9 protein-coding genes are annotated in these 13,941 nt (G+C 72.9%); 4 read left to right on the forward strand and 5 right to left on the reverse strand.

What is annotated here, in order from left to right:
- The first annotated feature begins 33 nt into the window (after positions 1 to 33).
- Together WME82_RS38495 and WME82_RS38500 are read left to right on the forward strand one after the other, a co-directional pair.
- Entirely contained in the window at positions 34 to 1,251 is a 1,218-nt protein-coding gene (locus WME82_RS38495; RefSeq protein WP_438039408.1) for a cytochrome P450 family protein, read from the forward strand.
- A gap of 229 nt (positions 1,252 to 1,480) precedes the next feature.
- A complete protein-coding gene (locus tag WME82_RS38500) occupies positions 1,481 to 2,101 on the forward strand; it encodes a Uma2 family endonuclease (protein ID WP_438039409.1) in 621 nt (206 codons plus the stop codon).
- Positions 2,102 to 2,132: 31 nt separating this feature from the next.
- On the opposite strand, the gene WME82_RS38505 is transcribed toward WME82_RS38500, so the two are convergent.
- The 5 genes from WME82_RS38505 to WME82_RS38525 form a co-directional block, all read right to left on the reverse strand.
- Positions 2,133 to 4,205 carry an amylo-alpha-1,6-glucosidase gene (locus WME82_RS38505; RefSeq protein WP_438039410.1) on the reverse strand — a complete coding sequence of 691 codons (2,073 nt, stop codon included), beginning with the start codon at positions 4,203 to 4,205 and terminating at the stop codon, positions 2,133 to 2,135.
- Positions 4,195 to 6,141, reverse strand: coding sequence for a malto-oligosyltrehalose trehalohydrolase (treZ, locus tag WME82_RS38510; protein ID WP_438039411.1), 1,947 nt, complete (start codon positions 6,139 to 6,141; stop codon positions 4,195 to 4,197). The genes WME82_RS38505 and treZ overlap by 11 nt, the downstream gene beginning before the upstream one ends.
- Before the next feature lie 348 nt (positions 6,142 to 6,489).
- Positions 6,490 to 8,748, reverse strand: coding sequence for an ATP-binding cassette domain-containing protein (locus tag WME82_RS38515; protein ID WP_438039412.1), 2,259 nt, complete (start codon positions 8,746 to 8,748; stop codon positions 6,490 to 6,492).
- Positions 8,745 to 11,612 (reverse strand): ATP-binding cassette domain-containing protein, encoded by a 2,868-nt coding sequence (locus tag WME82_RS38520; RefSeq protein ID WP_438039413.1) that lies wholly within the window; start codon positions 11,610 to 11,612, stop codon positions 8,745 to 8,747. The genes WME82_RS38515 and WME82_RS38520 overlap by 4 nt, the downstream gene beginning before the upstream one ends.
- Before the next feature lie 128 nt (positions 11,613 to 11,740).
- Complete coding sequence (locus tag WME82_RS38525) at positions 11,741 to 12,910, reverse strand: HlyD family secretion protein (protein ID WP_438039414.1); 1,170 nt, start codon at positions 12,908 to 12,910, stop codon at positions 11,741 to 11,743.
- Between the two features lie 173 nt (positions 12,911 to 13,083).
- Between WME82_RS38525 and WME82_RS38530 the strand changes: the two genes are divergently transcribed.
- A complete protein-coding gene (locus tag WME82_RS38530) occupies positions 13,084 to 13,299 on the forward strand; it encodes a microviridin/marinostatin family tricyclic proteinase inhibitor (RefSeq protein WP_438039415.1) in 216 nt (71 codons plus the stop codon).
- Positions 13,300 to 13,696: 397 nt separating this feature from the next.
- Positions 13,697 to 13,933: a microviridin/marinostatin family tricyclic proteinase inhibitor gene (locus WME82_RS38535; RefSeq protein WP_272103913.1), complete on the forward strand. Its 237-nt coding sequence runs from the start codon at positions 13,697 to 13,699 to the stop codon at positions 13,931 to 13,933.
- Positions 13,934 to 13,941: the final 8 nt, after the last annotated feature.

Consider the following 13,941-nt stretch of genomic DNA (forward strand, 5'->3'; position numbering starts at 1 on the left):
TCGAACGTCCGGACGCCATGAAACGGGGGAATCATGGTCGACCAGGACGCTTTTCCGGAGCTGTTCCATCCGAGCAGCCGCGCCGAGCCGCACGCGATCTACGCGCGCATGCGGGCCGCGGGGCGCCTGCATCGCCTCATTCACCCCCGCCTCGACGTGCCCATCTGGGTGGCCGCGCGTTACGACGACTGCGTGGAGCTCCTCAAGGATCCGCGCCTGATCCGCGACTTCCGCAAGCTCCCCGACGAGGTGCGCAGGCGTTATTTCCCGCTCAGCGACCGGACGACCTTCATGGATCAGCACATGCTCGACGCCGATCCGCCGGATCACACGCGGCTCAGGGCCATCGTCCAGCGGGCCTTCTCGCCGCGGATGATGGAAGGGCTGCGCCCGCGCATCCAGGCGATCGCGGACGGGCTCATCGACGCGGTGATCGACAGGCGCCGGATGGAGCTCGTGGCAGACTTCGCGTTTCCGCTCCCCACCGCGGTGATCGCCGAGCTGCTCGGCCTCCCCCTCGAGGATCGCGACCGGTTCCGCCGGTGGACCAAGATCCTCCTCGCGCCCGCGAAAGATCGCGAGTTCGTGGAGCGCGCCCAGCCCGTGGTCGAGGAGTTCGCGGCGTACTTCCGGGCGCTCGCCGACGCGCGCCGCAAGGCCCCGCGCGACGATCTGATCAGCGGCCTCTTGCTCGCCGAGGAGCAGGAGCACAAGCTGAGCCCGGCGGAGCTCTCGAGCATGGTGTTCCTGCTGATCGTCGCGGGCCACGAGACCACCGTGCACCTCATCGCGAGCGGCATGTTCCTCCTGCTCTCGCACCCCGCGGAGCGGCGCCGGCTGGACGAGGACCCCGGGCTCGTCGGCTCCGCGGTGGAGGAGGTGCTGCGCTGCGAGGGGCCGGCAGAGCTCTCGACGATCCGCTGGTCGCTCGAGGACATCGAGCTGTTCGGCGCCCGCGTGCCGGCGGGAGAAGGGGTCTCGGCGGGGCTCCTGGCCGCGAACCGGGATCCGGAGCACTTTCCGGATCCGGACCGCTTCGATATCGGCCGCTCGCCGAACCGGCACATCGGCTTCGGGAGCGGGATCCACTTCTGCCTGGGCGCGATGCTCGCGCGGATCGAGGCGGCGATCGCCTTCTCGACGCTCCTCCGGAGGCTGCCGCGCATCGAGCTCGCCACCTCGCCGCGCGACATCGTATGGAGCGAATGGCCCATGATCCGCGGCCCGGCGGCGGTGCCTGTGGCATTCTGAGGAGCACATAAAGCTCCTTGGACGCCGACTTGTCGGACATCTTTCAGGTCACTCGGTCTGCTGCGCCGCAGCGGCTTTCGTGATGAGAATCCCCTCCAACCGCGAGCGGCCCGCCATCAGCGCGCCGGGAGGAGAGCGGTGACGCAGAGTCGCCACGCAATGATGGAAGCAAGCGCCCGGCGCCTGCCAGCGCTCGCCGCCGGCTCCACCATCGGGTATCCTCTGGCCCATGCAGTCTGTCCCGACGAACGCCGCACCCGAGGCCGAGCGACCGCGGCCCCGTCACGAGGAGAGCGACCAGCACGTCATCCTCTATGGGATGACGTGGAAGGACTACGAGATCCTCCTCGCTGTGCGTGGGGACCGGGCCGGCGTGCGCATGTACTACCTGAACGGAGCGATCGAGCTGATGAGCCCGTCCCGCAGTCATGAAGGGGTCAAGAAGACCATCGCGCGGCTCCTCGAAGCCTATTGCGATGGGCGCGGCATCGAGCTCAGCGGATACGGCGCGTGGACGCTCCGCAATGCGCCGAAGGAGCGCGGGGCCGAGCCCGACGAGTGCTACATCGTCGGTGACACGAACAAAGAAGTGCCAGACTTGGCGCTCGAGGTCGTCTGGACGCACGGAGGTCTCGACAAGCTGGAGATCTACCGTGGCCTCGGCGTCGCCGAGGTCTGGGTGTGGGACCGCGACGAGGGCCTCCGCATCTTCGCGCTCTCGGGTGAGCGGTACGAGCCCCGCGCGCGAAGCGCGTTCCTTCCCGAGCTCGATCCTGCGTGGCTCGCGGGGTTCCTCGATCAGCCGACGCAGACCCAGGCGGTCCACGCGCTGCGCGCGGCGCTGAAGTGAGGCCGAGGCGCTCCCTGCCGGCAGGACGCGCTCAGCCCCCCGAGGGGGCCGTCCGGGCGTAGGCGCGCAGCACCTCGGCCACGCTCCACGCCTGGGCGACGCACCCGCGGGGCGTGAACGGCGGCTCGGCGTCGAAGATCTCGCTGATCGAGCCGGCGCAGGCCTCGTCGAGGTGCGGCGCGAAGCCCTCGAGCAGGCGCCGCGCCCCGCCGAGATCGGTGGAATACACCTTCAGCCAGGCGTCGATGAACGGGCCCATGAGCCACCCCCACACGGTGCCCTGGTGATAGGCCATGTCCCGCGCGCGGAGGTCGCCGAAGTACTTCGGTTTGTAGTCCGGGTGCCCCGGCGCGAGCGACCTGAGGCCCACGGGCGTCCAGAGCCGCTCCTTCACCTGATCGACGATCCCCTTCCAGCGCGCGGGCTCGAGGACGGGGTGAGGCAGCGAGATCGCGAGGAGCTGGTTCGGCCGGAAGGCGTCGTCGGCGCCCTGCTCGCCGTCGATCACGTCGTAGAGATAGCCGTGCTTCTCGGACCAGAAGCGCCGGTTGAAGGAGGCCTTGACCTGCTCGGCGACCGCGCCGTAGCGATTCGCCGCGCCGTCGCCGTCGGACTCGCGCGCCCAGCGCTCGATGAGGCGCAGGGCGTTGTACCAGAGCGCGTTGATCTCGACGGCCTTCCCCCGGCGTGGCGTGACCACGTAGTCGCCGACCTTCGCGTCCATCCAGGTCAGCTGGTACCCCTCTTCCCCCTGGCGGATCAGGCCGTCCTGCGGGTCGGCGCGGATCCCGAAGCGCGTCCCGCGGGTGTGGTGCTCGACGATATCGATCAGCGTGGGGAGGATGAGCCGGAGCGTCTCGCGGTCCCCGGTGGTCGCCAGGTAGCGATCGAGCGCGTGGAAGAACCAGAGGGTGGCGTCGGCTGTGTGGTAGAGCCCGTCGTTCTTGCCCTCCGGGAACATGTTGGGGATGAGCCCGTCCTTCACGTAATGGGCGAACGTGCGCAGGATGTAGCCCGCCTCGGTGTGGCGCCCGGTGACGAGCGTCAGCCCCTCGAGGCTGATCATGGTGTCCCGGCCCCAGTCGGTGAACCAGTGATAGCCCGCGATGACGGTGCGCACCTCGTCCCCGGCGGCCCGGGCGCGGGCGGCGTCCTCGACGCGGCCCGCGGGGCTGATGAGGAACTGATCGGCGCCGAGGACGAGCTCCGCCGCCGGCCCGGTGCGGACCTCGGGCGCCGCGGCGAGCAGGAGCCGCGTCCGGCGCTTGCGCTCCGCGCGCTGCACCTCGTCCGTGGAGAGGGCGTTGAGCGTCTCCCAGGCCTCCGTGGACGCGATCAGGGTCGCGCTGCCGGAGACCGGGAGCTCGAGGCTGAAGCGGCCAGGGCTGTAGAACTCGCCGACGGCGTCGTATCCGCGGCTCTGCTCGATCCGGTAGCGCACGTTGCGCAGGCGGGCGCTCTCGATCCTGAACTCGGCCCGAGCGCCCTGGACCTTCAGCCGGAGCGGCGGCAGGTCGCCCGGCGACGCGAGCTCGTAGCGATCCTCGACCACGGTGAGCGCATAGGGGCCCGCCACCGGCCGATCGAGCGCGCCCTCGTGCGGCCGGAAATTCACCCACGGCTGGAGCTCGATCCGCACCGGGCCCGTCCCCTCGACGAGCGTGTACGTGACATGGACCGTGTTCTGCGCGTGGGGCATGAGGAGGCGCCGCTCGATCGCCATCCCCGCGCCCTCGTAGCGCCAGACGGGGAGCCCGGCCTCGAGGCGGAACTCGGCGAGATCGATGACCTGCGCGGCGCCGTCGTCGAGCCAGGGCTCCTGACCGCCCACCTGGTACACCCTGTCCTCCGCGGTGAAGAGCCGGGTGGAGAGATCGCTGAGCATCATGGTGCGGCCGAGGGGGGCCGGCAGCGCGGAGATCAGCAGTCCATGGAAGCGGCGGGTCACCGCGCCGGAGACGGTGCCCGACGCGTAACCGCCGAGTCCGTTCGTGACGAGCCATTCCCGCGTGAGCGGGTCCGAGCCGCGCTCGGCGTCGTCCTGCGAGGTGGGGGCGGCGCCCCGGGACCAGACCATCCTCCGGCAGATCTCGTCAGCGTACATGCTTCTTGGGCTCCTCTGGGCGCGGGCTCGCGCTCGTCTTCTCGGGCACCGGCGTCCCGACCACGGGGTGGAGGAGGATCGCCGCCTCGCCCGGGATGTGGACGCCCTCCTCGGTGATGACAGGTGGACTGCCTTGGCCCCCGTAGCGGGGGGACTCGCTGGACCACGACGTCTCCCAGCGGCGCCCCGGCGGCGGGGCGAAGAGCGGCTCCGGCAACGACCCTCGATGGATGTCCCGCCCGAGGTTGACGAGGAGCAGCCGGTCGTCGCCGTCGTCGCCGAAGTAGCGCAGGAGGAAGGCGTGGGCCGAGAGGACGGCCCCGTCGACGCCGCGCGGGCGCTGGGCCCGGATCACCGGGTCGCGCCGGCGGAGCGCGATGAGGTCCTCGTGGAGGGCGTACAGGGCGGCGTTCCGCTCGCGCTCGGAGAAATCGAGCTTGCAGCGCTCGAACGTCCGCGGGTCGCTCGGATCGTCGAGCTGAGCGCGGACCTCCGGCGACGAGCAGGACGGGAACTGCTCTAGGAACTCCGCCCTGCCCTTGCGCACGAGCGGGGCGAGCTCGGGGTTGTGGTCGGCGAAGAAGAGAAACGGCGCCGAGGCCCCGAACTCCTGCCCTTGAAAGAGCATGGGTGTCCCCGGGGCGAGGAGCAGGGCCGCCGACATCGCCCGGAGCTTGCCGGGGCTCACGATGTGACAGAGCCGCTCGCCTCGCGCGGTGTTGGCGACCTGATCATGGTTCTCCAGGAAGAGGACGAAGCGGGCCGGATCGACGCCGAGCGCCGGCGTCCCTCGCCGCTGCTTCTGCCAGTGATAGCGCTGCCCCTGGAAGAGGAACCCGTGCTTCAGGGCGGAGAGGAGCTCCTGGGGCGAGCCCTCGTGATCGCCGTAATAGGCCTCGCTCCGGCCGGTGAGCGCCACCTTGGCGCTGTGGTGGAAATCGTCGTTCCAGATCGCGTCGAGCCCGTAGCCGCCCCGCTCGGCGGCGCGGATCAGCCACTCTTCCTGCGACTCGTTCTCGGCCACGAGGAACGTCTCCTTGCCCTTCGCCGCCTCCCGCACGCGGCGCGCGATGGCGGCGAGGATGTGGTCCTTCGAGCCGTCGTAGATGTTCTGCGTCGCGTCGAGCCGGAGCCCGTCGAGGTGGAACTCGTCGATCCAGTAGCCGGCGTTGGCGATGAAGTATTCCCTCACCGCCTCGGATCTCGGGCCGTCGAAGTTGATCGCCGCTCCCCAGTCCGTCTTGTGACGATCGGTGAAGTAGTCCCCGGAGAACTGGCCGAGGTAGTTGCCGTCCGGGCCGAGGTGGTTGTAGACGACATCGAGGATCACCGCGATCCCGGCGCGGTGCGCCGCGTCCACGAAGCGGCGGAGATCGTCCGGGCTGCCGTAGAGGCGCGTCGGCGCGAAGAGGTTCACGCCGTCGTACCCCCAGTTGAAGCGGCCGGGGACCTCGGCGATGGGCAGCAGCTCGATCAGGGAGATGCCGATCCGCGCGAGCTCCGGCAGCTCGCGGGCGGCGGACTCCCATGTGCCCTCCCGGGTGAAGGTCCCGATGTGCATCTCGTAGACGACTTGCCCCTTCAGCGGGGCGCCCCGGAATGCCGCGTCGCTCCATGAGAACGCGCCGGGATCGATCACCTCGGAGGGCCCGTGCGGCCCCTCCGGCTGCGACCGCGAGGCGGGATCGGGGTAGAGCGCCTCGCCGTCGTCGAGCCGGAACCGGTAGCGGGTGCCGCTCGCCGCGGACGCGACGAGCCCCGCGAAATAACCGCCCTCCTCGGGCCGCAGCGGGGCGGCCCCGCCGCTCCCCGGCCCGGCCTCCAGGACGACCTCGACCTTGCGCCTGGCCGGCGCCCAGACACGGAAGTGGACTCCTTTCCCGACGAGCACCTCTGCGCCGATGGGCAACCGCCTCTCCGTCTTGAACTCCAGCATTGAAATGAATTCTAGGCGCAACACAGATGACGTCCAGCGCCGATATGCACATGACGACGCTACCGCTGCCACTGCTCAGTTGTCGAGCGCAACGTGCCTTACGGAGCTGCCTGAGAGCGATCAGGAGCAAACCGACATCGAGGTCGGCGGTGTCCGTGTGGCGAAATTGCGCGACGTGAGCTCGCTCTGAAGCTCGCGCGCCGCTGGGCTTCCTCCTTGCCCAAGGCATGTGTTCGTGAACACGAAGGAGATAAAACGAGACAGGAGTCGACCCATCGAGATGGGGAGATGCCATGAAGTGGGCTTGACGACCTTGCGATAGAAGGCGATGAAGCGCGCTCTCCGCGGCTACGGGTGGGCGATGACGACGAGGGTGCGCGCGCGCCGGAGCACGCAGCGCAACGCTCGCTCCAGCGTCTCCGGGTCGAGCGCCGCGAAGCTCTCGTCGAGCACGACGACCTCGGCGCCCTGGAGCAGCGCGCGCGCCATGTAGAGCCGGCTCCGCTCGCCGTGCGAGAGCTGCCAGCCCGTCTCGCCCACCACCTGCTCCAGCCCCCCCGGCATCCGGCCGAGCAGCTCGCCGAGGCCGAGCTCGTGGCAGATCTCCTCGGCCTCCGCGAGGTCGTCGGGCCTCGGCGGCCAGCGCCTGCCCATCAGCAGGTTGTACGCGAACGTCCCGGCGAGGACGTGGTTCTCGTGGAACTGCGGCGCCGCGGCCACGCGGCGCCGCCACGCGGCGGCGCCCAGCATGTGGCGGTCGAGCCCGTTGAGCAGCAGCAGCCCCGCGTCGGGCGCGCGCAGCCCCGAGAGCAGCGCGCTCAGCGTCGACTTGCCGCCGCCCGAGGGCCCCTCGAGCAGGATGCGGTCGCCCGCCGCGATCCGCACCGACACGTCGACGACCGCGGGGCGCGCCCGTCCCTTGTGCCGGAACGACAGCTCGTGCGCCTCCAGGACCGCCGCGCGGGCCTCGGCGTCCCCCTCGCGCGCGCGGGCCGGCGATCGCCCCGCGTCGGGGGGCAGCGGCGGCGGCGGCGGGCCGCCGCGGGCGGCCGCCTGGAACAGCGTGGAGACCTGCTCCCACGCGATCGCCGCGCTGGCGAGGCTCGACAGGCCGCCCGACAGGCCCTGGAGCGCGCGGCTCGCGAGCAGGACGCCCCCCAGCGCGACCGCGTACGCCCCGGCGGAGCCGGTGCCCGCGAGGAACGGCGGCAGGAGGCCGGCGATGCCCGCGATGAGCCAGCCGCGCGGCATCAGCGCGCCGATCTCGATCTGGCTCCGATCGATGTCGCGCGACAGCAGCAGGTACTGGGCGAGCGCCTCGTCCTCGCCGTGGTGCCAGCGGCCGTGGCGCTCCTGGGCGAGGCGGGTCCGGTGGCCGACCAGGCGCTCGATGAGGTCGTGCGTCATCGCGAGCCGCGCGGCGGTCCAGCGCGCGCGCCGCCGGTAGAACCGCACGCAGAGCGCGACGACGAGGGCCGCCCAGGCGACGAGCAGCAGCGCATGGATCGCGCCCGCCGCGCCCTGGGCGAGCACGGCCGCCGCCGCCGCGAGCTCGAACGCCGACGCGACCGCCGCGACGCCGCCGCCCATCGCGAGCCCCTCGATCGCCTCGGACTCGATCACGCGGCCGAGGAAGCGGCCCGCGCCCTCGCTGCGCACCTCCTCGGCGTCGAGCGCGAGCGCGCCCGAGAGCAGGCGCTGCTTGACCAGCGCGCTCGAGTCGATCGCGACGAGGCCCGACAGCCACGACATGAGCTGGCGCAGCGGCACGACCGTCGCGAGCAGCAGCGCGCCGGCGACGAGCCACCCCTCGTCGAGGTGGTCGTCGAGGATGCTGCGCCCCACGGTCATCCACACCAGGATCCAGAGCGTGTAGGCCGCCGCGTGGGCCGCGAGCAGGCCGAGGAGGCGGCGCGGGATCCGCGCGGCCATGGCCTGCCGCGCGAGCGGCGCGCCCGGCGGCAGGCGCAGGCTCCAGATGCCGTCGACGATCACGGGCCCGAGGCGCTCGTCGAGCAGGGCCCGCCGCGCGCGCGCGCGCCGCCGCGGCCGCACGGCTGCGCGCGCGAGGACGCGCTCGATCTCCGGGAGCACCTGCGCCTCGATCGGGCGGCAGATGCGGCCGGCGAGCGCCTCGACCGGGACGCGCGCCGTGGAGCGGTCGGCGCGGAGCGCCGCGAGGTCCCGCCCCCTGCGCCCCACGACGGCGAGGAAGCGGGGCGCCCCGCCGTCACGCAGCCACACGAGCGCGGGCGCGACGCGGAGGAGCGCCTCGCCGATCTCGTCGTAGCGCGCCGCGATCGGCTCCGCCTCGACGCCGAGGTACGCCGCGGCCTGATCGATCCACGCCCCGAGCGCGTCCGCGCTGCGGAGGTGCCCGGCGGCCGGGACGGGCGCCGCGACAGCGCGCGGGCCGAGGCCGCTCTGCGTCGCGAGCGCCTCGAGCGCGTCGCCGAGGCGCTCCGCCGGCCACTCGAGGGCGCCGAGCGAATCGACCGCGTGGTCCGGCCGCGCCCCCCACCCAGGTTGCGGCCTCGCCCCCCACCCAGGTTGCGCCTCCGCCCCGTCCGGCCGGGCTTCCCACCCGGGTTGCGCCTCGGCGGTCACCTCCGCTGGCCCTCCCCTGCCGCTCCGGCGCCCTCCCCCGTCGCTCCGGCGCCCTCCCCTGCCGCCTCGGCGCCCTCCCCTGCCGCCTCGGCGCCCTCCTCCGCCGCCTCGGCGATGCGCCCGCGCGCGACCTTCAGCCGGCGCCACCCGCCGCTCGACCAGAGCCCTCGCTGCACCGCTGCCTCGGCCTCGAGCAGCGCGCGGTAGCGCGAGCCGGGGCGCGCAGCGAGCTCGGACGGCGCCCCGTCCTCGACCACGCGCCCGCCGTCCACGACGAGCACCCGCTCGAACGATCGCGTCTCGCCGACGTCGTGGGTGACGCACAGGAGCGTCGCGCGCCGGAAGCGCCGCCGCGCCCGGGCGAGCAGCGCCCGGCGGCGCTCCCGGTCGAGTCCGCGGAACGGCTCGTCGAGGATCGCGAGCCGCGCCTCGCTCCGCAGCATCGCCCGGCCCAGGCGCAACCGCTGCCCCTCGCCGCCGGAGACGAGCCCTCCGCCCTCGCCGAGCAGGGTCTTCTGCCCCTCCGGCAGCCGCTCCAGCACCTCGCGCAGCTCGGCCTCCTCGACGACGGCGCCGAAGTCGGCCGCGTCGTCGGGCGCGCCGTAGCGGAGGTTGTCGAGGAACGATCGGTTCCAGATCTGGACCGCCGGGTCGACCCACGCGGTCTCCTCGCGCAGCGCGCGCACCCGCTCGCCGTCGAGGGGGCGGCCGTCGACGAGCACCCTGCCCTCGCTCGCCCGGTGCCAGCCGAGCAGGACCCCGACGAGGCTCGACTTCCCCGCGCCCGACGAGCCCACGATCGCCACGTGGCTGCCCGCCGCGATCTTCAGATCCACCCCGTCGAGGATCACGTGACCGGCCGCCTGGATGCGCACGCGCTCGAAGGCGATCGCGCAGCCCGCGCCGCCGGCGGCCCCTTGCGCAAGCGGCGCCGCTGCCGCGGGCGCGCGCACGGGAGCGCGGGCGCGCAGCTCCTCCGGCGCGCCGAGCGGCTCGAGCAAGCGCAGCGCCGTGTTGCGGTGCCCTGGGTACTGGAGCAGCGTGCTCGCGAGCGCCTGCCCGATGGCGGGCAGCGCGAGCGCCCAGTAAAAGAGCAGGAGCGCGCGCGAGAGGGCGCCCCCGCGGGCGAGGAAATCGCCGAGGATCCACGCGGCGAGCGCGAAGCCGATCAGCGCCTGCGCCCCGTCGACGGCGAGGGCGGCGCGGAGGAGGGCGCGGCCGGCGAGCGCCCACTCCCCGAGCAGGCCCGCGTGCTCGCGCCGCACGGCCCGCTCCGCCGCGTGCGCCCGGATCGGCACGAGGCCGAGGAGCGCGTCGAGGTAGAAGCTCGTGAGCGCGCCGGCGTGGGTGCGGACGCGCAGGTCTCGCTCGACGAGGACGCGGTTCCCCGCGAACGGCAGCGCCAGCGCGAGCGCGGCGCCCGGCACGGCGAGGCGCGCGCTCCCGGGATCGATCCAGACGATCGCGGCCGTGGTCACCGCGAGGTCGAGCGCCGAGCGCGCGATCTGGCCGCCGAACGCGGGCAGGCCGCGGAGCACGTGCAAGCTGTGGCCGCGCTGCGCCATGTCCGAGGCGGGGCGGCTCTGGAAGTAGCGATCGCCGATGCGCGGGATCTTCGCGAGGAACGCCATCCGCAGCCGGACCTCGAGGTGGCGCCCGAGCCGGATCATCCCCGTGGTCAGCGAGAGATCGAGGGCGAGCTCCACCGCGAGGAACGCCGCGAGGGCGATGAGGGCGGCGAGGCGCTGCTCGAACAGCGCGAGATCGTTCGAGATCTGGAGCAGGCCCCGGAAGAGGAGGCTCTCCAGCACCACCGTGGCGACGCTGAGCAAGAGCGCGCCGGCGAGCACGGCGGGCGTCAGCAGGCCGTCCTCGCGGATCATCCGGAGGAGCGCACGCGCAGGCGGGATCTCGCGCTCCGCGAGGGCGGCTGCGAGGTCGGGGGGCAGGCGCGCCTCGCCGCGAGCAGCCGTCTCGCCGCCAGCAGTCACCTCACCGCGAGCAGCCACCTCACCGCGAGCAGCCACCTCACCGCGAGCGACCGCCTCGGCGTGCACCGGGGGCTCGGGGGCGGAGGCGCCCGGCGCGTCGTCGCGGCCTGCCGGCGCGCGGGCGAAGCCGAGCGGCCGCCGCCCGCGGATCCGCACGAGCACGGCGCCCCGCGTGAGGACCATCTCCTCCCCGGACGGGTCGGCCGGCCCCGGACGCGCCGTCCAGAAGCCGGGCGGGATCATCTCCTCCCGGTCGGCCTCGGCGTCTCGGTCGAGCAGCGCGCCCAGCACGCGCGCGGCCTCGCGTCCGCGCCCGAGGCCGCCGGAGCGCACGAGCGACGTGACCAGGCGCGCGCCGGCGTCGAGCGCGGCGATCGCTCGCCAGTCCCGGTCCGACAGCGCCGCCTCGATCGGCCGCGTCCCTGCGCCGAGCCACGCGAGCCGGCGCCCGAGCGGCCGCGTGAACCCGTCGCTCGCGGCCCACGCGCGGAAGTCCGCCGCGGACAGGGGCAGCTCGTGCCGGTAGAGCTCGGCTTCGAGCTGCCGTCGCGTGACCCAGCGCCGCCCCGTGCCCGGGTCCATGATCTGCGCGAGGCCGCCGTGCCGGCGCCAGATCACGACGATGTGGAGTGGACCGGTCGACTGCCGCACGATCGCCAGGGCGGGCAGCGCTTGAGCCTCGTCGAGGAGCACGTGCTCCGGCGGCACGAGGATCTGCTGGGCCACGAGCCCGAGCTGCTCCGCGAGGTCTTCGAGGGTGTCGATGGAGGTGCCGTCGACGTCGGTCTGGCAGGCCTCGCGCAGGCGCCCGTAGCTCACGCCGACGCCGAAGCCCTCGAGCACGCACTTCAGCGTGGCTGGCCCGCAATCCATCGCCGACGTCTGCACGACCTCCGGCGCGAGGAGCCTCCGCCTCGCGCTCGGCGGCCGGCGGCGGGGATCGGCGCTCGCTGCTCGCTCCGGCGCGGATCGTGGCGAAGATCGTCGATCGGCGCCCTGGCTCACCCGTCCGCTCCGCCGCGGACCCTCACGATCTGCCCTGCTGCCCGCAGCACGAGCGACGCCGGCGAGACGCGCTCCATCTCGATGACGACGTTGCCGGGGAGCCCGTGCTGCATGGGGATCGGCGACGCGGGATCGGGGCGTACGCCGAGCTCCACGCGGATGCGGCCCTCCTGCGCCTCGCTGGCGACGCGCTCGACGGTGGTCGCCAGGGTGCCGTATTCGGTCCAGGGGAACGCGTCGAGGCGCAGGCGTCCCGCCTGCCCCGCGCGGATCCGCCCGACGGAGGAGGGCGGGAACTCTGCGATCACCCTGAGCTCGCCGCGCGGGACGACGGCGGCCACGACGTCCCCTTCGCGCACGAAGGAGCCGGCCCGCAGCACCGTGATTTCACCGACCCGCCCGGCGATGGGCGAGCGGATCTTGCGCCGCTCGATCTCGGCGAGCAGCCCCGCGATCGTCGCCTCCAGCACGAGCCGCTCCCCCTCGAGCGAGGCCACCTCGCGGTCGAGCCGCGCGAGCTCGGCCTGCTGCTCGCTCTGCCCGGTGCGTCGCTCGACGCCGGCCCGCGCGGCGGCGCGGTCGAGCGCCTCGGTCGCCGAGCGCCGCGACAGCGCCTCGGCCGCGAGCCGCGCCGCCTCGGCCTCGGACACGAGCCCGTCCTGCCGCAGGCGCACGGCCCGCGCCGCCTCGAGCTCCTGGAAGCGCGCGCCCGCCTCCGCCTCCTTGAGCCGCGCCTTCGCCTCGTCGATGCGGGCGCGCGCCGCCTCCGCCCCGTCGCGCAGCGCCCGCGAGCGCGCCGCGATCTCGGCCCGGAGCGGCCCCATCTGCCCCGCGATGGCCGAGAGCCGGGCCTGCTTGTCGTCCATGTCGCGGCGGAGCGGCTCCACGTCGAGCTCGACGAGGACGTCGCCCGCGGCGACCTCGGCCCCGAGGAGGTCGAGGCGGACCGAGGCGACCCTCCCGCCGAGGGGCGCCTCGACGCGGTGGGCCGCCTGCCCCACCTCGAGGCGCGCGCTCACGCTCGCCTCGTACTGCCCGACGCGCGCGAGGAAGAACCACGCGAGCCAGCCTCCGAGCAGGAGCGCGCCGATCGCGGCGCCGGCGATCGAGCCGCGATGGCCGTCGGTCGCGATCGCGTGGATCGAGCGTGAGAACCCGGCGGGCATGAGGGGTCGCGCCAAGGTACACGAGCGAAGGATGCGCAGGAAGTCGCACCCATCGACGGGGCGAAGGCGATGAGCCTGGCAAAACTTCACGTGCAGCGCGGGCCGATTGAATGAATGCTCTCCTCCGCGGCTCCGCCGCGAGATAGTCATTCCATTCCATCTGGAGGTCCCCCATGGCTGATATCGATCGTAATCACGAGCAGAACGAGCAAACGGAGCAGGCGGAGACGGTGCCCTTCTTCGCTCGCTACCTGGAAGATCAGAAGCGCATCCGGACCGGCGTCAAAGCCGGCGGCATCTACCAGACCCTCAAGTACCCGTCGGACCGGGACGAGAACGTCACCATGAAGTACCCCTCCGACGGCGACGAAGAGCTGGCCGTGAAGTGAACCGCGAACGCCGCGCGGCGGGTAACCGCCCGCGGCCGAGCGGAACCCACCGAAATCGCCCGCAACATCGCGTCCCTTCCGCAACGACGCGTGACGACGCGTGACGACGCGTGACGACGCGTGACGACGCTTAACGAAGCGTGACGACGCGTAACCAAGCTCAACACGATTCAACACAGTAAAGCGCCCGTGATTGAAAGATCGCCGCAGCAGCGGAATCAAAGAATCACGGGATCGCGGAATTGCGACGTCGAGCCGCTGCAATCGTGCTGAAAAGCGCTGAAAGGCGCCGAAGAACGCCCTCGGGCTTGCGCCCCCGCCTGGCGGCTCGCTATGTTAGCCCTCTTGCCCTCGGCGGCTCCGTCGCCGCGGCAACGCAACCATCTGGAGGTATCCCATGGCCGATATCGACAACCGTGAGCCCGAGCAGCAGGAGCAGAAGGACGACGCCGAGGCGGTGCCGTTCTTCGCTCGCTTCCTGGAGGATCAGAAGCGCGTCCGTACCGGCGTCAAGGCCGGCAGGCCGCCCTTCCAGACGCTGAAGTACCCGTCGGACCAGGAGGACGGCGGGGGCGGCGGGAAGGACCCCATCTTTACCACGCTGAAGTACCCGTCGGACGGCGACGAGGCCTGATCACCGCA

It is taken from the genome of Sorangium sp. So ce128, assembly GCF_051525245.1.
GTDB lineage: Bacteria > Myxococcota_A > Polyangia > Polyangiales > Polyangiaceae > Sorangium > Sorangium cellulosum_B.

Bases quoted from the DNA above. Each gene is read 5' to 3' on its own strand.
- WME82_RS38495 (WP_438039408.1), top strand. From the start codon at position 34: ATGGTCGACCAGGACGCTTTTCCGGAGCTGTTCCATCCGAGCAGCCGC.
- WME82_RS38500 (WP_438039409.1), top strand. From the start codon at position 1,481: ATGCAGTCTGTCCCGACGAACGCCGCACCCGAGGCCGAGCGACCGCGG.
- WME82_RS38505 (WP_438039410.1), bottom strand. From the start codon at position 4,205: ATGTACGCTGACGAGATCTGCCGGAGGATGGTCTGGTCCCGGGGCGCC.
- treZ (WP_438039411.1), bottom strand. From the start codon at position 6,141: ATGCTGGAGTTCAAGACGGAGAGGCGGTTGCCCATCGGCGCAGAGGTG.
- WME82_RS38520 (WP_438039413.1), bottom strand. From the start codon at position 11,612: ATGGATTGCGGGCCAGCCACGCTGAAGTGCGTGCTCGAGGGCTTCGGC.
- WME82_RS38525 (WP_438039414.1), bottom strand. From the start codon at position 12,910: ATGCCCGCCGGGTTCTCACGCTCGATCCACGCGATCGCGACCGACGGC.
- WME82_RS38530 (WP_438039415.1), top strand. From the start codon at position 13,084: ATGGCTGATATCGATCGTAATCACGAGCAGAACGAGCAAACGGAGCAG.
- WME82_RS38535 (WP_272103913.1), top strand. From the start codon at position 13,697: ATGGCCGATATCGACAACCGTGAGCCCGAGCAGCAGGAGCAGAAGGAC.